General features: G+C 61.1%; 23 protein-coding genes and 1 tRNA gene. 19 read left to right on the top strand and 5 right to left on the bottom strand.

Going from position 1 to position 20,976, the window contains the following annotated elements; translation table 11 throughout:
• Entirely contained in the window at positions 1 to 912 is a 912-nt protein-coding gene (locus tag ACTG4X_RS29045; RefSeq protein WP_093059696.1) for an NAD kinase, read from the bottom strand.
• 31 nt (positions 913 to 943) lie between these two features.
• On the opposite strand from ACTG4X_RS29045, the gene hrcA reads away from it, so the two are divergent.
• The 8 genes from hrcA to ACTG4X_RS29005 all read left to right on the top strand — a co-directional run bounded on the left by hrcA (position 944) and on the right by ACTG4X_RS29005 (position 8,532).
• Positions 944 to 1,951 (top strand): heat-inducible transcriptional repressor HrcA, encoded by a 1,008-nt coding sequence (hrcA, locus tag ACTG4X_RS29040; protein WP_093059694.1) that lies wholly within the window; start codon positions 944 to 946, stop codon positions 1,949 to 1,951.
• A gap of 31 nt (positions 1,952 to 1,982) precedes the next feature.
• Positions 1,983 to 2,059 (top strand) — tRNA-Ile (locus tag ACTG4X_RS29035).
• A 287-nt stretch (positions 2,060 to 2,346) separates the two neighbouring features.
• Positions 2,347 to 3,396, top strand: a complete 1,050-nt coding sequence (locus ACTG4X_RS29030; protein ID WP_440532575.1) for a hypothetical protein — start codon at positions 2,347 to 2,349, stop codon at positions 3,394 to 3,396.
• Positions 3,397 to 3,773: 377 nt separating this feature from the next.
• The gene (locus tag ACTG4X_RS29025) at positions 3,774 to 3,980 is read left to right on the top strand and encodes a hypothetical protein (protein WP_440532574.1); all 207 of its coding nucleotides are present in this window, start codon (positions 3,774 to 3,776) and stop codon (positions 3,978 to 3,980) included.
• Positions 3,981 to 4,243: 263 nt separating this feature from the next.
• On the top strand, positions 4,244 to 4,408 hold the full coding sequence (locus ACTG4X_RS29020) for a helix-turn-helix transcriptional regulator (protein ID WP_440532573.1): 165 nt from the start codon (positions 4,244 to 4,246) through the stop codon (positions 4,406 to 4,408).
• A gap of 135 nt (positions 4,409 to 4,543) precedes the next feature.
• Positions 4,544 to 4,843 carry a hypothetical protein gene (locus tag ACTG4X_RS29015; RefSeq protein ID WP_440532572.1) on the top strand — a complete coding sequence of 100 codons (300 nt, stop codon included), beginning with the start codon at positions 4,544 to 4,546 and terminating at the stop codon, positions 4,841 to 4,843.
• Positions 4,840 to 7,560 carry a phage/plasmid primase, P4 family gene (locus ACTG4X_RS29010; protein ID WP_440532571.1) on the top strand — a complete coding sequence of 907 codons (2,721 nt, stop codon included), beginning with the start codon at positions 4,840 to 4,842 and terminating at the stop codon, positions 7,558 to 7,560. The genes ACTG4X_RS29015 and ACTG4X_RS29010 overlap by 4 nt, the downstream gene beginning before the upstream one ends.
• Before the next feature lie 462 nt (positions 7,561 to 8,022).
• Positions 8,023 to 8,532 carry a hypothetical protein gene (locus tag ACTG4X_RS29005; RefSeq protein WP_440532570.1) on the top strand — a complete coding sequence of 170 codons (510 nt, stop codon included), beginning with the start codon at positions 8,023 to 8,025 and terminating at the stop codon, positions 8,530 to 8,532.
• Positions 8,533 to 8,588: 56 nt separating this feature from the next.
• Here ACTG4X_RS29005 and ACTG4X_RS29000 read toward each other — a convergent pair whose 3' ends face one another.
• Positions 8,589 to 9,233, bottom strand: a complete 645-nt coding sequence (locus tag ACTG4X_RS29000; protein ID WP_440532569.1) for a DUF6988 family protein — start codon at positions 9,231 to 9,233, stop codon at positions 8,589 to 8,591.
• 130 nt (positions 9,234 to 9,363) lie between these two features.
• On the opposite strand from ACTG4X_RS29000, the gene ACTG4X_RS28995 reads away from it, so the two are divergent.
• The 7 genes from ACTG4X_RS28995 to ACTG4X_RS28965 all read left to right on the top strand — a co-directional run bounded on the left by ACTG4X_RS28995 (position 9,364) and on the right by ACTG4X_RS28965 (position 17,558).
• Entirely contained in the window at positions 9,364 to 10,050 is a 687-nt protein-coding gene (locus tag ACTG4X_RS28995) for a recombinase family protein (RefSeq protein WP_440532568.1), read from the top strand.
• Positions 10,051 to 10,296: 246 nt separating this feature from the next.
• A complete protein-coding gene (locus ACTG4X_RS28990; RefSeq protein WP_440532567.1) occupies positions 10,297 to 10,638 on the top strand; it encodes a hypothetical protein in 342 nt (113 codons plus the stop codon).
• Between the two features lie 219 nt (positions 10,639 to 10,857).
• Positions 10,858 to 15,726, top strand: coding sequence for a DEAD/DEAH box helicase (locus tag ACTG4X_RS28985; RefSeq protein ID WP_440532566.1), 4,869 nt, complete (start codon positions 10,858 to 10,860; stop codon positions 15,724 to 15,726).
• Between the two features lie 181 nt (positions 15,727 to 15,907).
• Positions 15,908 to 16,744: a hypothetical protein gene (locus tag ACTG4X_RS28980; protein ID WP_440532565.1), complete on the top strand. Its 837-nt coding sequence runs from the start codon at positions 15,908 to 15,910 to the stop codon at positions 16,742 to 16,744.
• 62 nt (positions 16,745 to 16,806) lie between these two features.
• Positions 16,807 to 17,028 carry a hypothetical protein gene (locus ACTG4X_RS28975; protein WP_440532564.1) on the top strand — a complete coding sequence of 74 codons (222 nt, stop codon included), beginning with the start codon at positions 16,807 to 16,809 and terminating at the stop codon, positions 17,026 to 17,028.
• A complete protein-coding gene (locus ACTG4X_RS28970) occupies positions 17,006 to 17,326 on the top strand; it encodes a hypothetical protein (protein WP_440532563.1) in 321 nt (106 codons plus the stop codon). Before ACTG4X_RS28975 ends, ACTG4X_RS28970 begins: the two co-directional genes overlap by 23 nt.
• Positions 17,319 to 17,558 (top strand): hypothetical protein, encoded by a 240-nt coding sequence (locus ACTG4X_RS28965; RefSeq protein WP_440532562.1) that lies wholly within the window; start codon positions 17,319 to 17,321, stop codon positions 17,556 to 17,558. Before ACTG4X_RS28970 ends, ACTG4X_RS28965 begins: the two co-directional genes overlap by 8 nt.
• On the opposite strand, the gene ACTG4X_RS28960 is transcribed toward ACTG4X_RS28965, so the two are convergent.
• A complete protein-coding gene (locus ACTG4X_RS28960; protein ID WP_440532561.1) occupies positions 17,549 to 17,746 on the bottom strand; it encodes a hypothetical protein in 198 nt (65 codons plus the stop codon). The genes ACTG4X_RS28965 and ACTG4X_RS28960 overlap by 10 nt on opposite strands.
• A gap of 146 nt (positions 17,747 to 17,892) precedes the next feature.
• Here ACTG4X_RS28960 and ACTG4X_RS28955 point away from each other — a divergent pair, with 146 nt between their 5' ends.
• Entirely contained in the window at positions 17,893 to 18,138 is a 246-nt protein-coding gene (locus ACTG4X_RS28955) for a helix-turn-helix domain-containing protein (protein ID WP_440532560.1), read from the top strand.
• A gap of 10 nt (positions 18,139 to 18,148) precedes the next feature.
• Here ACTG4X_RS28955 and ACTG4X_RS28950 read toward each other — a convergent pair whose 3' ends face one another.
• A complete protein-coding gene (locus ACTG4X_RS28950) occupies positions 18,149 to 19,021 on the bottom strand; it encodes a hypothetical protein (protein ID WP_440532559.1) in 873 nt (290 codons plus the stop codon).
• Positions 19,018 to 19,239 (bottom strand): hypothetical protein, encoded by a 222-nt coding sequence (locus ACTG4X_RS28945; RefSeq protein ID WP_440532558.1) that lies wholly within the window; start codon positions 19,237 to 19,239, stop codon positions 19,018 to 19,020. Before ACTG4X_RS28945 ends, ACTG4X_RS28950 begins: the two co-directional genes overlap by 4 nt.
• Positions 19,240 to 19,471: 232 nt before the next feature.
• Here ACTG4X_RS28945 and ACTG4X_RS28940 point away from each other — a divergent pair, with 232 nt between their 5' ends.
• From ACTG4X_RS28940 to ACTG4X_RS28930, 3 genes are read left to right on the top strand one after another with little or no spacing between them, the layout of a single operon-like run.
• Positions 19,472 to 20,143, top strand: a complete 672-nt coding sequence (locus tag ACTG4X_RS28940; protein ID WP_440532557.1) for a hypothetical protein — start codon at positions 19,472 to 19,474, stop codon at positions 20,141 to 20,143.
• Positions 20,144 to 20,148: 5 nt separating this feature from the next.
• On the top strand, positions 20,149 to 20,454 hold the full coding sequence (locus ACTG4X_RS28935; protein WP_440532556.1) for a hypothetical protein: 306 nt from the start codon (positions 20,149 to 20,151) through the stop codon (positions 20,452 to 20,454).
• 9 nt (positions 20,455 to 20,463) lie between these two features.
• Complete coding sequence (locus ACTG4X_RS28930) at positions 20,464 to 20,934, top strand: hypothetical protein (protein ID WP_440532555.1); 471 nt, start codon at positions 20,464 to 20,466, stop codon at positions 20,932 to 20,934.
• Positions 20,935 to 20,976: the final 42 nt, after the last annotated feature.

Genomic DNA, 20,976 nt, shown 5'->3' with positions numbered 1-20,976 from the left:
TCAGGAGCCCCCTTCGTTCCAGTGAAGTTTCTTGCGCAAGGTGTCGAAATAGCTCCAGCCGCGCGGGTGCAAAAAGCGCACACGGAAATCGGAGCGGCGCACCACCACGCGGTCGCCGATTGCGAGCGAGGCCAGCGACTGCATGTCGAAATTGGCGCTGGCGTCGCGCCCGCCCACCAGCTCGATGACGATCTCGTCGGCATCGGGCAGCAGCACGGGGCGGTTCGACAGCGTGTGCGGTGCGATCGGCACCAGCACCCAGCCTGGCACGGCCGGATGCAGCAGCGGCCCACCGGCCGACAGTGCGTAGGCCGTCGAGCCTGTGGGCGTGGCGATGATCAGGCCGTCGGCGCGCTGATTGGCCACGAAATGGCGGCCCACCGATACGCGCAACTCGACCATGCCGGAGGTGGCGCCGCGGTTGACGACCACGTCGTTCATGGCGAGCGCGTCAAACACCGAGGCGCCATCGCGCACGACCTGCGCATGCATCAGGCTGCGGTGGTCTTCCTCGTACTCGCCGGCCAGCATCGGGATCAGCGTGGCCTGGTAGTTGTCGAGCGGGATGTCGGTGATGAAGCCGAGCCGGCCGCGGTTGATGCCGATCAGCGGGATGCCATAGCTGGCGAGCTGCCGGCCGATGCCGAGCATGGTGCCGTCGCCGCCGACTACCAGGCCGAGGTCGCAGCGCTGGCCGATTTCCTCGACGCTCAGGGCTTCGTAGCGTGGATGGGCAGGGGCGCCGTCATCGTCTTCCTCGCAGGTCGAGCGCTCGACGAACACCGTGCAGCCTTGCGATTCGAGGAAGGCGCCAATGCCTTCCATGACGCCGTCGCGCGAGTCCGCCTGCGCCCGGGCGCCGGAAGCCTGGTATTTGCCGATCAGGGCGACGTGACGAAAGCGAGAGGTCATATCTCACAAATTACAACACTAAAATCTTGCAATGCTGGACGACCGTGCCAAGTTGCTGCTCAAGACGCTCGTCGAGCGCTACATCGCCGACGGGCAACCCGTCGGCTCGCGCACGCTGTCGCGTTCCTCGGGGCTCGATCTGTCGCCGGCGACCATCCGCAACGTCATGTCCGACCTCGAGGCGCTGGGGCTGATTGCCAGCCCGCACACCTCGGCCGGCCGCATTCCGACGCACCGTGGATACCGCCTCTTCGTCGACACCATGCTGACCGCGCAGCGCGAACAGATGAGCACGCCGAGCCTCGCGCCCGACCAGCCGCAGAAAGTGATCGCCAATGCGGCGCACCTGCTGTCGAACCTGTCGCAGTTCGTTGGCGTGGTGATGGCGCCGCGGCGCGCTTCGGTGTTCAAGCAGATCGAATTCCTGAAGCTCTCCGACCGGCGCCTGCTGGTGATCATCGTCTCGCCCGATGGCGACGTGCAGAACCGGGTGATCTTTCCGGAGGCCGACTATTCGCAATCGCAGCTGGTCGAGGCCTCGAACTACATCAACGCGCACTATGCGGGACTGACCATCGAGCAGGTGCGCGATCGTCTCCAGTCCGAGGTCGAAAAGCTGCGTGGCGAGATCGCTGCGCTGATGCAGGCCGCGGTGCAGGTCAGCTCCGAAGTGCTGAACGAGGCGCAGGAAGACGACGTCGTGATCTCGGGCGAGCGCAACCTGCTGGCGGTGAGCGATTTTTCCAGCGACATGGGGCAGTTGCGCCGTGCCTTCGAACTCTTCGAGCAGAAGGCCCAATTGATGCGCCTGCTCGACGTGTCGAGCAAGGCCGAAGGGGTGCGCATCTTCATTGGCGGCGAAAGCCAGGTGGTGCCCTTCGAGGAGCTCTCCATCGTCAGCGCCAATTACGAGGTCGATGGGCAGGTCGTGGGTACGCTGGGCGTGATCGGGCCGACACGCATGCCCTACGAACGCATGATCCAGATCGTCGACATCACGTCGCGCCTGGTGAGCAATGCGCTGAGCCATCGCAAGTAGGCGCTGCGGCGCGAATAGAATCGTGCCGCGTGGGCCGTTAGCTCAGTTGGTTAGAGCAGCGGACTCATAATCCGTTGGTCGATGGTTCAAGCCCATCACGGCCTACCACCAATGACGGGGGTTAGCAGGTAAGTATCTGCTAACCCTTTTCTATTTTTGGTGAATCTTGTCGCGATCTATATAGCGATCTGTGGCTGGCTGTTGGTGCCGCTGCTATGGTGGCTGCAGCTTCTCCGGCAACGCGCCCCCGCCCCACAATTGCGCTCCATGAAAGAAACCATCGATCTTCTTGAGCCGCGCCGCGCGACTGGGCGCACGTGTGGGAGTGAGCCTCGGATCAATGTCCCTTTCTCGGTGGCGTCGCGAGCCGGGGTGCTCCAGACGGGGTGTCTTCCATGAGCGAAGAGCCGATGCCGTCGGATGGCAGCGCCGGGTCGACACGCCGAAAATTGGCTGACCTGCTGGGCAAGCGCGTTGAGCTTCAGACCGCAGAAGGCACGCTCTACGCGCGTCATCTGAGCATTGGTGATCTGGCCGCCCTCCGCACGTTGCTCGATGACTCGGCCGTGTCTGACGAGGCGCTTGGTCGCGAGGTCGTCAGGCGTCTCGTTTCGCGCAACAAGGACGCGTTTGATGAGCCGCTTGCGGAAGCCGAGGTCGGAACAATTGCGCCGCTTGAGGAACTTGCGGGAGCTGTAGCGAGAGCCACTGGCACCGTTTTGCGGTACGACGGTGGTGATGTCGTCGCTCAGCTTGGAGCAGAAGTGCGCCAGCAGGCGCGTGATTCCATCGAGTCGTCTCGGCGAATTGCAGAGTCCTTCGGATCAATTGGCTCGGGCCTGCAATCGCAGTTGTCGAAAAGTCTTGATGGCATGCTGGCGGCCGCGAGGGGTTTGTCATCAATAGCGATGCCCGCCGCGGCGCTGGCTCCCCCTGACCAAAAGATGTTTGAGGTGGGGTCGAGAAGCCTACCTCACATCGCGCCCTCGCCCTTGATCCGGTCCAGCGAACTCACGGTCGAAAAGCTCGATGCGATGGCGACGCAGTTGGCCGCATTGGCAAATAGCGAGGCCGAACTGCTGCGCACAATCACGCTTGACGTTGTTCCCAAATGGGAAGAGGCCAGCAGGGCAGCAGACGTCGCCTCCAAACGCGCGCTGATGCTTGCACGTTGGTCTATCGGCATCGCGCTAGCAGCGCTGGTGGCGTCGGCTCTAGTGCCATATCACATCTTGAAGCTGCAGGATGAAGCGGCTGCGGCGGATCGAAAGATCGACATGGCCGAACGTGCACGCCTAGAGGATCTTATGCGCGAGCAACTCGAAGCTCTTCGTGCGTTACGTTCCCAACCCGAACAACTGGCTGCGCGCATTCCTGCTGCATCACCGAATCCTGGAACCAGCCTCAAGAACGGTACCGAAAAGACGAGGGTGCGAGAGCCGTGAACGTGTGGATCGGCCTGACTCCGCGTTGATGCAGCTTTTTCGCAACGAAAAAAGTTTGTTCACCGGGGTGTGCTAAGTCACTGCGCTGCAAGAGTTTTGCATCCGAGCTTGCATCATCTTTGATGCATCTCGCGTTTTAGGACGCAGACGACCGCAAAAAGCTTTTGATCTTTCAGGCGTCCACTGCACATCACGAGCTATTCTTAGATCGCTCCGCAGACAACGAAGCCCTCGAATTAGGTGTTACTAGCACCGAACTGAGGGCCTCGCGCGGCAAGCACCGAAGTGCGGATGCCTCAACAATTTTGCAGTATGTTGTGAGTGCATTCTAAGGTCGTGCTGGCTGCTGCGGCAACTCTGAAACTTTCGAGGCCAACATGACCGCTATCACTACGCCGGCGCCTGCCGCCGCACCCACTGCAACGCGCCGCCTGCTCACCATCAAGAACACCGGCATCGCGCTCGACTGCAGCCGCAGCACCGTGCTGCGCCTGATCAAGGACGAAAAGCTGCGTGTCGTCACGCTCAGCTCGCGCGCGGTGCGCGTCATCGCGGCCGACGTTGACGCGTTGTTGCTCGCCTGATCCAGACCCCCGTCTCCCGCAATCGTTATTGAGCGGGAGCCCTGCCCGGGCTAGTGCGCGCGAGCGTGCGCGTCACGAAGAACGTAGGTGTGGCCCGCCGGAGCGGGCACGCACGAAATTCTTTTGTCGCACATGGACTCGCATGCGGTCGTGACGCGAACATTTCATATCGAAACCGAACGGAGGCTGTGATGCCTGATCCGAATTCCTTGCTACAGGCCGAGCTGGCCGCGGCTGCATCCTGTGACGACTGCCTCATGCGTATGGCAACAACGTGCGCGCTCTCGGGGCTGCGCACATCCCACATCACCAGCCTAGTGAAGCGCGGTGCGTTCCCGCGCCCGATCAAGCTCTCGCACAAGGTGGTTCGTTGGCGCGCCGGCGACGTGAAGAAGTGGCTCGCCGAGAAGGTGGCCGCTGCGGCCTGAAAGGAAAAAGGCCTTCAGGGATCCCCATCCCGGAAGGCCTTGATGCTTGCGAACAAGCGCCGTAAAGCAGCGCAATTGTCGTCTCTCGACGATTCGTTCGCAAGCGTGCCCCTCAAGATTTTTGATGGAAACACGATGCTGAACATCAGCCACTGCCGGATCATCCGCCGCACCGGCGCGCAGCCCACGGCGCAGGCCGCAGGTGCCCCGATGCTGCGTGCAGGCCGCTCGGCCTTCACTCAGCCCATTGGCGCCGCTTTGCACCCTGTCCTGGCCTTGCGCGCCATGGTGCAGCCCCAGCCCAGCATGCTGGCCGTCCGCCGCTGCAGCGCGCCGCCGGGCCGCGTGCAGGAGCCGCCGCGTCCGATGGTGCCGCCGCGCCGGCGCTGGGGCTCGGTGTTCGCGGTGCCTGGCGTGGAAGGCGGTGCAGCATGAGCGGCGACCTCGATTCCCGCGTGCGCGAGGTTCTGTCGCACATTGACCCAAACTGTGAACGCGCCGTGTGGTGGCAAATCTGCGCTGGAGTGAAGAACGAACTCGGCGATGCAGGCTTCGCGGCCTTCGATGAATGGTCCGCTGGTGGTGAGAGCTACAGCCCTTCCGCGACGCGCTCCACGTGGCGCTCCACGAACGAGATGGGCGGCAAGACCTTCGCCAGCGTGGTGGACATTGCGAAGACCGACTACCAGTACGTTCCCAAGCGCGGCGCGTTCAAGAAACCCACCCAGGCCGAACTCGAAGCGCGCGAGCAGAAATATGCGGCGCGCATGGCGGTGCACGAGGCCGAGAGGGCGCATGAGCGGGCTAAGGCCGCTGTCCGCGCTAAGGAATTGTGGGCCAAGGCCGCGGCCCGCCCCGCCCCCGCTGACCATCCTTACCTTGAACGCAAGCGCATCAAGCCGCACGTCCTGCGCTCGGGGGACTGGTACAAGCACATAGAAGGGCAAGAGAAGACGCAGAAAATCGAAAACGTGCTTCTCGTACCGATCCACGACAGCGAGCGCAAGCTGCACAGCTTGGAGGCGATCACCGTCGATGGCGACAAGCTGTTCCTGCCCGGTGGCGCAAAGAAGGGCCACTTCTGCATCATTGGTACTCCGAGGAAGGATCCGGAGACCAGCCAGCCCGTGCTCGTCGGGACCTGCGGACTGCCCGCTGTCAATCTGCAGAAAAATGACAACAAGCTTGTTTTCGTTTTCGCCGAGGGACTTGCCACGGCGATCTCGATCCATGAGGCCACCGACCACATGGTGTTCTGCTGCCTCGACCTGCACAACATGGTTGAAGTGGTGAGGCTGAAGCGGCAGGAACATCCGGCAGACAAGGTCGAGTTCATCATCGCGGCCGACAACGACACCGAAACCCCAGGCAACCCGGGGATGACCCGGGGTACGGCCGCGGCCATGGCCTACGGCGCGCGCCTCGCGGTACCGCCGCCGGGGGATTTCAACGACATGGCGCTGGCAGAAGGCCCGCAGGCGGTGCGCGATGCCATCGAGGCTGCCACGGTACCGACCGAGCCGTTCGTCGCGACCACCGGGCCGGACGACGCGTCGACGCGGCCTTCTTCGAAGGAATCGGGCAAGGCCGCGCCGTGGCATATCGCCGAACCGGGCGAGGCGACGGATGCTGAGTCCTCGGTTGCAACTCATGGTGAGGCAGACCAGGGAGACAAAAAGGGGGCTGCCTCCTCGGCGGGTGCAACCGCTGCCGCTGCCTGGATGTTCCGGCCGGTCGACATGCTGCCTGCGAACCTGCCGAGGAGTGCGGATGCTCGCGATGGCTCGCCGCGCTACTTCGCGTTGACCGAGAAGGGCAATTCGTATCGCCTCGCCAATGCCCGCGGCCATGACCTGCGCTACGTGACCGACCTGAACGAGTTTTTGGTCTGGTCGGAAGGGCGCTGGATACCGGACAAGGGCGATCGCAGCGTACGCGCTGCCATCGGCCGCCTGCCAAAGGCGATCCGGGAAGAGGCGACAGCTCACGTCTACGACGGAACGCCAGACGATGCGTCCTATGCACTGAAATGGGCGCAGAAGAGCGAGGCGGCCAGCACCATCGCGAACACGGTGACGCTGCTGAAGGACATCGATGGGCTTCACGTCAGGTTCCAGGATGTCGATGCGAACCCGCTCCTGGTCGGCTTCGACGGGGGCCGGCAGGTTGTCGAACTTCGCGATGGATCGCAACGCAAGGCGCAGCGCGCTGACCTCGTAACGCGTTCGCTCGGGGTCAACGCGGTCGGCGATGCGTCGAAGGCGACGCTGTGGTGCAACTTCCTGGCTGAGATTTTCACGAATGACGTTGAGCTGATCGACTACATGCAGCGCTGGATTGGCTACAGCCTGACTGGTTGCTACACCGAGCAGATGTTCCTGTTCCTCCATGGTGCTGGCGCCAACGGGAAGTCGGCGCTGGTCAAGGTGTTGCGGGCGCTTTTCGGGGGCTATGGCGCCGTTGTGGCTGCGGGTACCCTCATGGAGCAGCAGCGCACCGGCAAGGAGGCATCCCCTGACGTGCTGGGTATGGCAGGTGCGCGTATCCTGCTGGCGAGCGAGGTGGCGCAGAACGAAGCGTTCGACGAACGATTCCTGAAGGGCTGGACGGGCGGCGACCTGCAGAAGGCGAGGGCGCTGCACGGCAAGAACGTCGACTTCGAGCCGGTGGGGAAGCTAATGATCGCCGGCAACCATCGGCCGCGGATTGTTGGAACTGACCCGGCGGTCTGGCGGCGCGTGCGGCTGGTGCCGTTCAAGCGCCAGTTCAGCGAAGGTGAACGCGATCCGAAGCTGCCTGATCGTCTTATGGCGGAGCTGCCCCACATCGCGGCGTGGGCGATCGCCGGGTGCCTTGAATGGCGCCGGCGCGGCCTTGCTGACACGCCTCGCGCCGTGAAGATCGCCAGCGCCGACTACGCCAAGGAACAGGACACGCTCGGGGAATTTTTAGCCGAGAGAACTGATGAGGGCGGCGAAAGCAGCACTCAGGAGCTGTTCAGCGAATACATGCGGTGGGCCGAATCCTGCAACATCCGTCCGATCAGCCGGCAGGCATTCGGCCGCAAGCTTGGTGAACGGGGCTTCACGCTGCGGCACACGCGAGTCGGTAGCGTGGCCGAGAACATCAGCCTCCGTCGCGGGCCCTTGTAAGGGGAAGCAGCGCCACGCAGGGCGGCCGATCCTGACCCGGATTCCTGCGCGGCGTGATGGATGTGATGAATGTGATGGATATGACCCTCTTTCAGGTTTTTCTCTCACGAGAGCTCTATTGGAAAATTAATAGTTTTCCGGGGTATATCCGTCACATCCGTCACGTCAATCTTCCGTTGGAACCTCGGGACACGGCAGGGAGCAAACGTTGTTGATCGGCTGAGTTCGGCACAAAGCGATTAAGGCGACGAAATGGTTTCGACAGGTTGCCGGGCTCGGTGAGAGGACCTGATGAACCCGGGACGAGGGGCGATGTTGCGCTCACACATGCGGCCAGCCCTCACGCACAACTGTCCGCCAACCACCCTCGATAAAAAACGCGCGCGCGAGACGCGGTGCGGCAGACGACGATAAAGTGCCCGGGCTCGCGGGGCGTGGTGCACCGGCCGCAGGAGAACTCGAATGGATCGAATCGAAACGAACATGCTCGACGGCCTTGCCGCCGCGGCCGCCGGCGTCAAGGGCAAGCCTTACCTGGGCAGCACTGATGTGGTCGACCAGCTGGTGCGCGATTTCCTGGCGTTCTCGATTTCGGTGAACGAGCAGTTCCAAACTGGCGCAATCAACGCGACCGCGGCCAGTGAAAAGCTGATGGAGCTGTCGCAGCGATACGCCAACATCTTCTTGGGCGAGTCGAAAGCCTATATGGCGATGCCCTGGAACTCGCCGCGCCGGCTCGAATTTTTCCTCCGCGCGAAAAAGCCGCCGCACCTCGAAGACCACGCGCGCGCGACCGATGCCTACTTTGCCTGTCACGGTACCGCGGCGATCATGCTCGCGATGCGTGCCGACAAGCACGAACTGACCGAAGCCGAGGTGCAGGAAGAGCTGACCATGATGCGCAACGGCATGGTGCGCGCGCTGCTGGGCATCGAGTGGGCAGAGCACGTGCGAGCCTCCGAGGCCGCGTAGAGCTGCAGGGCGGGTCAGGGGCTGGGCGTCCCTGCCATCGCGCCCTGAGGGCCTTCCTATGGTGCGCTCGGCGGTGGCATGCACCCGCCGTATTTCTCGCGCAGCAGGCGCATCCGAGGCACCAGCTGCGGATCTTGGGCGACCACGACTGCGCAGTTGCCCGTGTACCACTGCAGCAGGTTGCGATTCATCAGCACGCCAGTCAGCTTGCCGGCGGGGTAGCCGCCCATCAGCGCATACCCGACAGCCTGAGCGCCGCCGTGCACGAACGAATGCATGGCCGGGATGGTTCCGTAGAGCTTGCGGAACTCCGCAGCGACGTGGGGCGCATGCTGCCCGAACGCGTCCAGCATGGACGGGATCGGCGGGCCCGTGACGGGCTCTTTGTGGCCCTCGGCTTCGACGGGCGTGGTGAACGCCTCGATCCACTTTTCAGCCGCGCCCTGGCCCGTCCACGCGGCGCGCACCACGGCCTCGAACTGCAGTCTGCACAGCGCCAGCGCGGTGCCCGTCAGCCCAGCCTCAAGTAGCAGGCGCTGGCTCACGGCGTGTTCGAAGGCCGCATGGCACAGCGCCAGCGCGATGACGCCGCGCTTCGAGGTCGCTTGGCATTTGCCGAGCAGCTTGCCTACGTCTTCATCCAGTGCCTCGCTGGCGGCCAACAGGCCTTCGAGACGGGCTTCGTCGTCTTGTTCACTCATACCGCTCCCCCGCGCGTACTTGGGTTTGTCGGGCAAGGCTATCCGATGTGACGCGCTGGGAATCTCTTTGACATCTCTAGGCATCTTTGTTGTATAACTTCAGACAATGACCGTTGATTGGATTTATAAGATGCTGACCGCACCTCTTTTCGCCTACCTCCGCGTGTCCACCGCCCAGCAGGGGAAGTCCGGTCTCGGCTTGGAAGCACAGCGCGAGGCCATCAAGCGTTTCGCTGATGGGGAAGGCCTGCACGTCTCGGGCGAGTTCGTGGAAGTCGAAACAGGCAAGGGCGCCGACGCGCTGGACCGGCGGCCGAAGCTCGCCGCGGCGCTCGCTGGCGCCAAGCTGGCAGGTGGAGCTGTGTGCGTGGCGAAGCTGGACCGCCTGTCCCGCGACGTGGCCTTCATTGCTGGCCTGATGGTGCAGAAGGTGCCGTTCGTGGTCGCCGAACTTGGCGCGGACGCTGATCCCTTCATGCTTCACTTGTACGCGGCGTTGGCCGAGAAGGAACGCAGCCTCATCAGCACCCGCACGCGCGATGCTCTGCGCGCCGCCCGTGAGCGGGGCGTGACCCTCGGCGGATGGCGTGGCGGTCCGGTGGTCAACCAGCGCTTGGGCACTGATGCGGCCAGCCGGGCTGCTGATGCGTTCGCCGCCACATTAGCACCCATCGTGAGTCCCATGCGCCAGGATGGTCTGAGCCTGCGCGCCATCGCAGATGCGTTGCAGGGCAAGGGCATCAAGACCGCCCGAGGAGGCGGCACGTGGACGCCCACGGCCGTGCGCAACTTGTTGGCGCGCATTCCCTCGGTGTGAGCCCACCCTCCGACGGGCTGCGGTTGGGGCACCATTGCGCCCTGCGCCCGATGCGGTATTCGTGGCGTTTATGTAAGGCCGCCGATGGTGCTAGGAGACAACTGAGCCCGAGTTAGTCGGCGGCATGCGCTTGCGGTGCTTCTCGCGCGGTAGGCGCATGCGGGGCGCCAACCGTGAATCAACGGTCACGATGGCGCAGCTGACAGAGTACCAAGTAGCATCCAGCCACCGTTATTTGGAGCCGACATGTCGCAGCCACGTCTTACGCTGAGACGCAAACCGCCGCCTTGGGAGCACGAGGCCTATTTCGAGGCCATCGACCCAGAGAGGGCTGCGGCTGCCCTTGCCGATGCGCGCGCAGCAGAGGGCAAGCTGACGAGTGGCGGCGCGACCTTTCGCGGCGTGTGGTTGCGCTACCAAAAGGCTGCGTCGTTCGGGAGTGAAGACGCCCTTAACTGGCTGAGGGCGGAAGGGCTGCGCTCTGCGCCTGAAGAAGCAGCAAATTGGCACGGTGCGAACCACATCGCCAACTCCCCCGCTCCGGATGAACCGCAGTCGCACACGCTGCACGACTTGGCCGACGAATAGCAGTTCTTCTCCAGTGACTCGCCGGCTTTGAGTAGCCCGGCCAGCTAATCTTCATTTGCCGACGCGCTCATACGCCATGTTCCTTTCGGGTACGCATAGCCATTTTGGGAGGATCTCCCTCGATGTATTGAATGCTTGGCAATAGCGCAGTGCAGTCGTTCCGAGCACCGGCCGAATAGACTCCAGGTGTATCCGCCCGCAACAGAACTTCCTTGGACTATGACGACGCCCCTTAAAGAACTGCTGGACACCTATCGCCAACAAGGCCAGACGCCAAGGGAGCGAGGCACGTACTTCGAAGAACTGATCCTGGCCTACCTAGCGCACGAAGCCAGCTACGCCGACCTCTACGACAAGGTATGGACCTATGCCAACTGGGCGGAGGAGGCCGGTATCGACAAGCGCGATGTGGGCATCGACCTGGTGGCCCGCACCGCTGGCACGGGGGAAATTCATGCCATCCAGTGCAAGCTGTACGACGAGAACCACCGGCTGCAGAAGTCGGAGATCGATAGTTTCTTCACCGCTTCGGGTAAAAAACCATTTACTCACCGAGTGATCGTCAGCACCACCAACCACTGGAGCGAGCACGCCGAGGATGCGCTGCGCGACCAGCAACCGCCGGTCAGCAAGATTGACTTGTTCGACCTGGAGAACAGCCGGATTGATTGGGCGCTGTACCAGCCCCGGCAGGCGCCGCAGCTCAAGCCACGCAAGCAACTTCGGCCGCATCAGGAGACAGCTGTGGACAAGGTGAAGGCCGGGCTGGCCGCTGCCGGCCGCGGCAAGCTCATCATGGCCTGTGGCACAGGCAAGACCTTCACCAGCCTGAAGATTGCCGAGACGCTGGCCGGCCCCGGCAAGCACGTGCTGTTTCTAGTGCCCAGCTTGGCGCTGCTGTCGCAATCCCTCAGCGAGTGGACGCAGGAAAGCACCACGCCGCTGCACAGCTTCGCCGTCTGCTCCGACAGCGATGTAGGTAAGAAGCGGACGAAGGACGATGACACGGTGCAGACCTTCACTCACGAACTGCGCTACCCCGCTACCACCAACCCGGCGCGGCTGGCGGCCGAGATGGGCAAGCGCCACGACGCGCAGCACATGAGCGTAGTGTTTAGTACATACCACTCGATTGATGTGATCCACAAGGCCCAGCAGCAGAACGGCCTAGCGGACTTCGACCTGATCGTCTGCGACGAGGCGCATCGCACCACCGGTGCCACCTTCGACGGCGAGGATGAAAGCAACTTCGTGCGTGTGCACGATGGCGCCTACATCCGCGCTGCCAAGCGCCTATATATGACGGCTACCCCGCGCATCTATGGGGATACGGCCAAGGCCAGTGCGGAGCGCGACAGCGTGGCGCTGGCGTCTATGGATGACCCCAGGCTGTTTGGCGAGGAACTGCACGTCATCACCTTCTCCGAAGCTGTGCGACGCGGCTTGCTGGTGGACTACAAAGTGATTGTGCTGGCGGTAGAGGAAAGCCACGTCAGCCGCCGACTTCAGGAACTGCTCAAAGACCCGGACAACCAGATTCGGGTGGACGACGCGGCCAAGATAGTTGGCTGCTGGAAGGCTCTGGCCAAACAGGGGATGGCCGACAACCTGACAGACGATCACACTCCCATGCAACGTGCTGTGGCCTTCTGTCAGGTTATCGAACTGCAAAAGGGCGCGCGCACCCACAAGGTCAGTTCCAAGAACATCGCCGGCATGTTCCGATCGGTGGTCGAGGCGTATCAGGCCAAGGCCGACGACGAAGACCAGGTGGCGCTTGCTTGCGAGGCCGACCATGTGGACGGCGGCATGAACGCCAGCGAGAAGGAAGCCAAGCTAGCTTGGCTCAAGGCACCAGCTCCCTCGGACACCTGCCGTATTCTGAGCAATGTGCGCTGCCTGTCCGAAGGGGTGGACGTGCCGGCGCTGGATGCCGTGTTGTTCCTCACCCCGCGCAATTCGCAGGTGGATGTGGTGCAGTCGGTAGGGCGTGTCATGCGCAATGCACCGGGAAAGAAGCGCGGTTATGTGGTGCTGCCAGTGGTGATTCCCGCGGGTATCGAGCCCCACGAGGCGCTGAATGACAACCAGACCTACAAGGTGGTGTGGCAAGTCCTGCAGGCACTGCGCTCGCACGATGATCGCTTCGACGCGATGGTCAACAAGCTGGAATTGGTTGGGCCAAACGTGCAGAAGATGGAGGTGATTGCTGTCACTGACCGCGTGCAGAAGAAGGCTGAGCGCAAGCCCGGCACCAAGGACAAGGACGCTGGCCGCAACCAGTTCGGCATCGGCGCCGTGGCACCACGCCGTCCCTCACCTGAAGATCAGGGTGAACTGCCGTTCGAGATCGGTGAGATCGAAAAAGCCATCTATGCCAAGCTGGTGCAGAAAGTCGGCAACCGCCATCACTGGGAAGACTGGGCCAACGACATTGCCAAAATTGCGCGCACTCACATCGACCGCATTCAAGGCATTCTGGAGGACCCGGTCAACACGAGAGAAAAGACGGCATTCGATGCCTTCGCCGGCGAACTGCGTGATGACCTGAACGACAGCATCAGCGACGGCGAGATCGTGGAAATGCTGGCGCAACACCTCATCACCAAGCCGGTGTTCGACGCGCTGTTCGAAGGCTACAGCTTCGCGAATCACAATCCCATGAGCCAGGCCATGCAGGCCGTGCTGGAAGCCTTGCACGAACACCGGCTGGAGAAAGAGGCCGACACGTTGCAGGCGTTCTATGACAGCGTGAAGCTGCGCGCCACTGGCATCGACAATGCGACCGGCAAGCAGAAGATCGTGGTGGAGTTGTACGACAAGTTCTTTCGCAATGCCTTCCCCAAAATGACCGAGCGGCTGGGCATCGTCTATACCCCGGTGGAGGTAGTGGACTTCATTCTTCGCAGCGTGAGCCACCTCCTTCAACAGGAGTTTGGTCAGACGCTGGGCAGCAAGAACGTGCACATCCTGGACCCTTTCACCGGTACCGGCACCTTCATCACGCGACTGCTGCAATCGGGCCTCATCAAGCCCGAAGAACTGCCGCACAAGTACAAGCACGAAATTCACGCCAATGAGATCGTGCTGCTGGCCTACTACATCGCGGCCATAAACATCGAGGCGACTTACCACGAACTGGTGGGTGGTGACTATGTACCCTTCGAGGGAATTTGCCTGACTGACACCTTCCAGATGTACGAGCGCGACGATCAGGTGGACGCGCTGTTGGTGGACAACAGCACGCGGCGCAGGCGGCAGAAGAAGCTGGATATCCAGGTGATCGTGGGCAATCCACCGTACTCCGTGGGACAGTCGGATGCGGAAGATGATGCCCAGAATGTCGGCTACCCGACTCTTGACCGACGGATATCGGAAACCTATGCAGAAAGGTCTTCTGCACGGACACGAACAAACGTGTACGACTCTTATATCCGCGCCATTCGTTGGGCATCTGATCGCATTGGGAAATGCGGCATCGTGGGTTACGTGACGAATGCCAGTTTCTTAGATGCCAATGCATCAGACGGCCTCCGCAAGTGTCTGGCCGAGGAATTTTCCAGCCTGTATGTGTTTCATCTGCGTGGAAATCAGCGCACTAGCGGTGAAACTTCGCGCAAGGAAGGCGGCAAGATTTTCGGCAGTGGCAGTCGCGCACCCATCGCTATCTCGCTACTAGTCAAGAACTCGCAAACTAGCCAGCATGGGCAGATTCATTTTCACGACATTGGCGATTATCTTAGTCGCGAAGAGAAGTTAGAGAAGATATCTTCCTATGCCTGCGTGACTGGCATCCCGGACTGGCAAATTATTACCCCAGATGCACACGGCGACTGGCTGAAGCAGCGTGATGGAAGCTTCGGCAGATTCATCGTGATGGGGGACAAAGCCGGTGGTTCGGCTATCTTTGAAGAGTTTTCGTATGGCCCCATCACGCATAGAGATACTTGGGTATACAACTTCTCACGCTCGGAATTGACAGCGAAAGTTTCCGTCATGCTGGAGTACTTCAACAAAGAACGGCTGCGGTACAAGGCCGCCAAGACGGATGAGGACCCTGTCAAGTTTGTCGCTAAGGATCCGCGGATGATCGCGTGGGATGACAAACTTTTCCGAAGTGTGGCTTCAAATAAAGAAATTGCATATTCTGAAAAATGGATTGTCAGGGCGCATTACCGACCATTCACGTCGCTCTATTTTTACTTTGACCGTTCATGTATCTGGAGCGCCTACCGGATGCCTCAAATATTCCCGAGTCGGGATGTTGAGAACTTAGTCATTTCAACCACAGGTAGAGGGTCGGGAAAAGAGTTCAGTGCTTTAATTTCTAGACACCTACCTGACTTGGAAATGATTTCAAAGGGCCAGTGTTTTCCGCTCTACATCTACGACGAGGCGGTGCGTGGATCCGAGACTGGTCTGTTCGCTGGCGGATCAGCGGATGGCCCGCAGCGCCGTGATGCGATCACCGATGCAGGGCTTGCCCATTTCCAGAACGCCTATTCGGGCGAGACGATCAGCAAGGAAGATCTGTTCTATTACATCTACGGCATCCTGCATTCATCGGGCTACCGCGAACGCTATGCCGACAACCTGAGTAAGGAACTGCCGCGCATCCCGCGAGTACGCGCCACCGCCGATTTCTGGGCTTTCAGCTTAACCGGGCGTGCGCTGGCGGACTTGCACTTGAATTACGAAACGGTGCCGATTTACGCAGGCGCCACCATAGACCATGGCAGTAAGCCACTGTCTAGTGCCGACTACCGCGTGGAGAAGATGCGCCACGGTAAGAAGGGTAAGGGCAAGGACTTGTCCGTGGTGCACTACAACGGTCGCATCACTGTGACCGGCATTCCGGAGGAGGCCTATGAGTACGTGGTCAACGGTAAGCCAGCCATTGAGTGGGTGATGGAACGCCAGGCCGTGCGCATCGACAAGACAAGCGGTATCGTGAACGATGCGAACGACTGGGCGATTGAAACCATGCACAACCCCAAATATCCTTTGGAGTTGCTGCTGCGCGTGGTGACGGTGAGTCTGGAGACGATAAAGCTGGTACGAGCACTCCCGACGCTGGACATACTGTGATGTTGATTCCCATGCAGTCCTGACGCGGGATTGAAGGCCAGCTGTTCGACCCCGGGGTTCGGCCGACGCCCGATGGGCGGGTTGCCGTGTGACTCGAAGGCGTCCGGTGCTCGGCGCGGTATTAGAGAAGAAAGCGCAAATAACCGGCATGCATCAGAGGTCGTGACGACCAAATTGAGGCATGTCTTTACATATCTCACTCTCTTCCAGTCCCTCGGTCGCAGCCGCCACAGAGGCCCTCAAACTCGCCGAGCAGGCCCTCGATGACGCACTGACCTTTGGCGGCGATACCAGCGCTGCACGCGTCACCTGGGCCGTTGCACGTGACGCTCTTGCCGTAGCGACCGCCGCGGAAAAGCGGGCCGTCGACCAGACTGCAGCTGTAAAGCGCGCCGCCGCACGCGAAGAAGACGCTGTTGCCGTTCAGGTGGCCAGAGACGACTTCGTCGCCGCAGTGAGCGTGATCGAGCCCGCGCCCGATGCCGATCCGCTGCCCACGCCCGCCGTGCCTGGCATTGTGCTGCAGGCCACGCAGCAGGTGCAGCGCGCCCAGCGCGCGCTGATCAAGGCGCAGAAGCCCTTTGCAGCCGCCTCGCAGGAGTGCTCAGCAGTTCGTGCACGTCTCAGCTCGAAGGAAAGCGCACTGGCCGAGATCCGCGCCCGCCGCACCGGTGGTGACGAGCAGTTGGGCGACCCCGCCGAGATGACGGCCCTGTCGATGGACGCCGAGGACTTGCGTCGCATCGTTGTCGGGCTGCAGTCCAACGTCGATGCAGCCGCGCCCGCGGTGCAGGCGGCCCAACAAGCCATGCTCGATGCACAGCAAGCCGTGGCGGCCGCAAAGGCGCGCGCCGAACTCGACGCCATGGTCGACCGCGTGCGCGCCGTGGAGATGCACTTCGTGGCGCAGGTGCGCGCTCTGCGCCTCGCCGCGCAAGCCCGCGGCCACGTCAACTTCGGCAGCGTATTTTTGCCGAGCCAGCAATTGCGCATGCTCGCGCAAGGAGGGCGGATCTAATGAACACGAACAAAAAGACCAAGCAGTCGCCCAGCGCCACTGCAGCGAATTCCGAACAGACCATGGCGACCCGCATCGAGTCCATCAATCAGGAATTTGCCGCGGCCATGGGCTGGTTCGGACTGAAGCTGAAGCCTGCGGAGTTCGACGGGCTCGTGCGCGCGTACGCCACGGACGAGCCGCTGGCAATCGAGGCGATCACGAAGATCATCGCGTACCGCCTGCGTCTCGATTTCATGGCGAAGGAACGGGAGGAAGCTGATGCGGTCGACAGATTCTTCTGACCCTCGCCCACGCACGGCCACGGGCTTTCAGCCCGGTGCGCCTTCGGCCAACCCGACCGGCCGACCGACGAAGCTGACGCGCGCGCTGCGTGGCCTGCAACCGCTGGTGCGCCTCGGGGTACGCGAAGACGAGTTGCAGGCCTTGGCCGAGGCCCATGCGGCGGGCAATCCGCAGTGCTGGAACGCAGCGCTGGCCCTCATCGCCGGCCGCCTGCAAACCGATCTTGCGGTCCTTGCCCAAGTCGCTCAGCCTGTCGGCGCCGCGCTGGCGCAAACGAAGGAGGGCAGCGATGCCTAAGCCCCAAAGGTCCCTCACGTGGGGGCAGATCCTCGAAGGCGCTAAGCGGCTCGACGCGCGGCACGACACCGAGGCGTACAGCACCGCGGTGCTGTGCGCAATGCTGGCACGCGCTTGCGAAAAGAAGGCGGCGCCAAAGAAGGTCTACTTCTTGGTTCGCCGACCTCGTGTTGCTCCGATGACGCCGAAGCAGGAAGCGATGGCCTGGCGGCGGAAGATGGCCTATTCCTGACGACGTTGACCAGTTCGAATCACGTAGATCCAGATGGCGACGACGGCTGGCGTCGCCACGTTCGCGACTAAATAGGGGAGCCCAACCAGCGGCTCCCAGAAGGCATAGGGGCGTGCGCCCGCGTAGTAGGTGAACGGCGCCATAAGTAGCGCCAAGCCAAGGACAAGAAGCAAGTCGGTTTTTTTCATGTGCGGTTCGAAGTTGACGCAGGTAGTGGGGAAGCGCTTCGGAAAAGATGAAAACTCTCGTCGATGCGCTCTTCGACGCCCCAAATTTGAGTATACGTGGAGGATCCTCCGTGGTCATTTCGTCTACAGATTCAAAGCATCGAAGGATGCCAGCATCCTCTCCCCGATACGCAGACGATCCCCGCTTAGTCGCCCTCGGCAAAGCGATCCAGCGCGCCCGTGGGGCGCTCAATCTGTCGCAGGAGGAACTGGCGCACAGAAGCGCGATTGATCGCTCTTACATGAGCGGGATAGAGCGTGGAAAGCAAAACCCGGGCATCGTTGCTTTTCTGCAGGTCGCTGAGGCGCTTGAAATCACTGCAGCTGAACTGCTCTCTGCGGCAGGGCTTTAAGTCGAGACGTTCACTCGGCTTGTTCGCGGCACGCTGGGCAGCGCACGGTAACGCCCAATACGGCGCTGCGCGCCTGCAGCACAGCGCTCTTGCAGTGCGTGCAGCCGAACCCTGTGAAGCTCCACCGGTCGTGCGGGAAATCTTCCTTCGATGCTTCGAGCCACGCCTTTAGGCCACCTACGTCGATGAGCATCGTCCATATGCCGGTCTTAGCGAGGGCCCATCCCGGGCCGTTGGGTGTGCCATTGCAGGCGGGGCAGTGGTGGTGCAGGGTGTTGCCCTTTTTCCGCTCCAGCAGGCCCGCATGGCCGCAGGCGGGGCACCCCACGACGAACCGGCGCTCGCCCTCGCTCCACATGGATGGACCGGGGCGTGCTTCGGTCAGCTGCGTGCCGTCCGGCAGTTGTCGCAGTCGCACATGCGCCATGACGCCGACCGCCTCGGCCAAGTGCCGGGCCTCAACGCTGCGGTAGGCGATTGCGCCGTTCGGTGCCTCGGTCGCGACAACGAAGGCATCAAGGGTCATCTCCTTCGTGGGTACCTTGCCCTTGGCGTTGCGGCCGCGGATCACTTCGTATTGCCGGTTGGCGCACGAGACGCAGATGCCGCGCTCCTGCACGATGCGCAGGTCATCGCGCCCGCAGCGCAGGCAGATTCGGGGCTTGTCCCGCCGCGCGCTGGTGTTTACTGCACCACCTTGCGGGAGGGCGTGGCATTGGCCGACCGGGCAACTGTGGCACGCGGTCCCGATCTTCGTCGACGCGGCCTTCCACTGTGCTGCGCACGAGGCGGTGCTCAATTCGGCCGCGAGTCGCGTGCAGCGGAAGTACGTCGTGTTTGGGGGCGCTCCTGCCGGCGCCGGCACGTATGCGACGAGCGTCATTCGGCGACGTTGCGGGGAAGGGCGGCAAGGGCGCGCAGGGTCAGCAGCGATCCCATCTTGAGCACGTCGCCCATGGATTGCTTGTGCTCGCGCGCGATGGTGCGCAGTCGGCGCGCGGTATCGCTGTCGACGCTGATGGACAGCGTGGTGAAGCCCTGTTCCGCAAGGCGTTTGCGGTAAGCGCGGGTGCGCGCGGTGCTGGTTGCTGGGGTGCTCATGACTAGCGTTCTTTGTGACGATCGGGCGCCCAGTGTTCTGTCACGACTGTCACTGGTAACGCTGCGCCGAAAAAGCTTGGAGAAGCAGGCATGCACACCTTTACTACGCCATTGCGACTCGCTTGTAGAGCATCAGCGTAGGCGAAGCCGAGCGTAGGCTGACGGTTTTGGGGGATATCGAACCGATCGGCGCTGTGGTACAACCAAACGCCAAAACCCCTTTTCTAGTAAAATGTCCGCCCTCGATTTCATGCGTCCACACGCGGATGCCAGTCTTGATGAAACGCTGGAGTCGCTTCCAGAGCGGGCAAAAAAGCTGCTTAGGGCGTCTTTTGCTGCAATGTCGAGTCTTGAGGGCAGCAAGCGTTCGACGGCGGTCGAACATGCGATTGCTGGTGGAGTGAGCCAGCCCTTTGACCACGAGGCGTTGGCTACTTCTATTGGATGGGCCAAGGAGAGGGCATCACTTTTGATCAATGGGGTGTCGTTCCTGGCTGCCCTATCTACATCTTTTGAGGATGTCTCTAGTGGTGAATTGATTGAGAAGCTCTCAAGCCACAAAATGCTAGAGAGCACGTCAAGTGAGGCGTTGCCCGCTTGGCTGAGCCTTTTGCGTGAGCAGTCGGATAGATTCCGCTCTGAACTGGAAAATGGCGAGTTGGCCAATGCAGTCCTCCCCTCGCTACAGAGCTTTGATATTGCTATTGATGTCCGATTGTCGAATTCGGCTGCGGCTTCAAAGCCTGCTGCCGTACCTGTTGCGGTTGCAATGCTCGATACAGACTCATTTAACCAAACAATTTGGTTTCAAATGTCCAAGCATCAGCTTGTTAAGCTGCACACCCAGCTTGGTACAGCTTTGAAGCAATTCGAAAGGGCTGAGGCCTTGGCTTCGAAGGCGTAGTCATTATGATTGATTCCGTCTTTGAGGTCCCTACATATGAGTTTGCCGCGTGTGCCTTTACGGCACTCGGCGCGATAGTTGCATTTGGCAAACTCAGTCACGCAAGAGTCAAAACTTGGGCGCTCTCGTATCTCTTTGATATAGCCTTTCCCGGAAAAGACTCCAATAAGGTACTTCGGATTTTCATGGAATGCCTTGTCTTTGTTGCCTTGGGAATAATTGTCGCGATTGCAGTGACTAAGCCTGCGAATCCGATGCAAGCTATCGCCGCAGGCATGTCGTGGGCGGCATTACTTGGAAAATTTAAATAGGAGGGGTTCATGAAGCAAGAACATGTCTCCACATCCTTGCTGTTTGCAGGGCTGATAACGGCTGCAGTTGCTCAATACTTTCCGGGCTTAATGGGCTACTGCGTTGCTGCAGCCTGTGCAATTATTGTGGCCACACTTGTAAATTATTGGTGGCGTGTCAAAAAATATGAGCAATCTTCGGCTTCGAGTGTAGTTATTGATTCAATGGCCGTCGACTCAACGGTTGATGAGGTGGTTGTCGAAGAAGTTATTGATTGGAAGATGGTATTCGCTAACAGGCTGCGCGAGACCTCCTCTATGTCAATGTCTAGCAAAGCACATCGAGATGTGCTGGCCGCCATGCTTGCTGAGATGGCTATGGCAAATAAAATGGATTCGGTGCAGTGGGTGCCTCGAAAAAAGAAAACAATGCCAGCAAAAGAACAGAAACCTTTTTTCGCTTCAAGTTCGGATTCGCGTGCTTACGACACCTGTTTTTAGCTGTAGTTGATTTGACGATAGATGCTACCTGCCTGATGGTTT

The organism is Variovorax sp. YR566, assembly GCF_051992195.1.
Classification (GTDB): Bacteria; Pseudomonadota; Gammaproteobacteria; order Burkholderiales; family Burkholderiaceae_C; genus Variovorax.
The sequence above is the reverse complement of the archived record's forward strand: the minus strand, read 5'-3'. Positions and strand labels throughout refer to the sequence as shown.

Coding starts and splice junctions, on each gene's coding strand:
- ACTG4X_RS28985 (WP_440532566.1), top strand. CDS start 10,858: ATGACGACGCCCCTTAAAGAACTGCTGGACACCTATCGCCAACAAGGC.
- ACTG4X_RS29025 (WP_440532574.1), top strand. CDS start 3,774: ATGACCGCTATCACTACGCCGGCGCCTGCCGCCGCACCCACTGCAACG.
- ACTG4X_RS28990 (WP_440532567.1), top strand. CDS start 10,297: ATGTCGCAGCCACGTCTTACGCTGAGACGCAAACCGCCGCCTTGGGAG.
- ACTG4X_RS28940 (WP_440532557.1), top strand. CDS start 19,472: ATGTCCGCCCTCGATTTCATGCGTCCACACGCGGATGCCAGTCTTGAT.
- ACTG4X_RS28960 (WP_440532561.1), bottom strand. CDS start 17,746: ATGAAAAAAACCGACTTGCTTCTTGTCCTTGGCTTGGCGCTACTTATG.
- ACTG4X_RS29045 (WP_093059696.1), bottom strand. CDS start 912: ATGACCTCTCGCTTTCGTCACGTCGCCCTGATCGGCAAATACCAGGCT.
- ACTG4X_RS28965 (WP_440532562.1), top strand. CDS start 17,319: ATGCCTAAGCCCCAAAGGTCCCTCACGTGGGGGCAGATCCTCGAAGGC.
- ACTG4X_RS28935 (WP_440532556.1), top strand. CDS start 20,149: ATGATTGATTCCGTCTTTGAGGTCCCTACATATGAGTTTGCCGCGTGT.
- ACTG4X_RS28995 (WP_440532568.1), top strand. CDS start 9,364: ATGCTGACCGCACCTCTTTTCGCCTACCTCCGCGTGTCCACCGCCCAG.
- ACTG4X_RS28980 (WP_440532565.1), top strand. CDS start 15,908: ATGTCTTTACATATCTCACTCTCTTCCAGTCCCTCGGTCGCAGCCGCC.
- ACTG4X_RS29030 (WP_440532575.1), top strand. CDS start 2,347: ATGAGCGAAGAGCCGATGCCGTCGGATGGCAGCGCCGGGTCGACACGC.
- ACTG4X_RS28950 (WP_440532559.1), bottom strand. CDS start 19,021: ATGACGCTCGTCGCATACGTGCCGGCGCCGGCAGGAGCGCCCCCAAAC.
- ACTG4X_RS29000 (WP_440532569.1), bottom strand. CDS start 9,233: ATGAGTGAACAAGACGACGAAGCCCGTCTCGAAGGCCTGTTGGCCGCC.
- ACTG4X_RS28945 (WP_440532558.1), bottom strand. CDS start 19,239: ATGAGCACCCCAGCAACCAGCACCGCGCGCACCCGCGCTTACCGCAAA.
- ACTG4X_RS28975 (WP_440532564.1), top strand. CDS start 16,807: ATGGCGACCCGCATCGAGTCCATCAATCAGGAATTTGCCGCGGCCATG.
- ACTG4X_RS29015 (WP_440532572.1), top strand. CDS start 4,544: ATGCTGAACATCAGCCACTGCCGGATCATCCGCCGCACCGGCGCGCAG.
- ACTG4X_RS28970 (WP_440532563.1), top strand. CDS start 17,006: ATGCGGTCGACAGATTCTTCTGACCCTCGCCCACGCACGGCCACGGGC.
- ACTG4X_RS28955 (WP_440532560.1), top strand. CDS start 17,893: ATGCCAGCATCCTCTCCCCGATACGCAGACGATCCCCGCTTAGTCGCC.
- ACTG4X_RS29010 (WP_440532571.1), top strand. CDS start 4,840: ATGAGCGGCGACCTCGATTCCCGCGTGCGCGAGGTTCTGTCGCACATT.
- hrcA (WP_093059694.1), top strand. CDS start 944: ATGCTGGACGACCGTGCCAAGTTGCTGCTCAAGACGCTCGTCGAGCGC.
- ACTG4X_RS29020 (WP_440532573.1), top strand. CDS start 4,244: ATGGCAACAACGTGCGCGCTCTCGGGGCTGCGCACATCCCACATCACC.
- ACTG4X_RS28930 (WP_440532555.1), top strand. CDS start 20,464: ATGAAGCAAGAACATGTCTCCACATCCTTGCTGTTTGCAGGGCTGATA.
- ACTG4X_RS29005 (WP_440532570.1), top strand. CDS start 8,023: ATGGATCGAATCGAAACGAACATGCTCGACGGCCTTGCCGCCGCGGCC.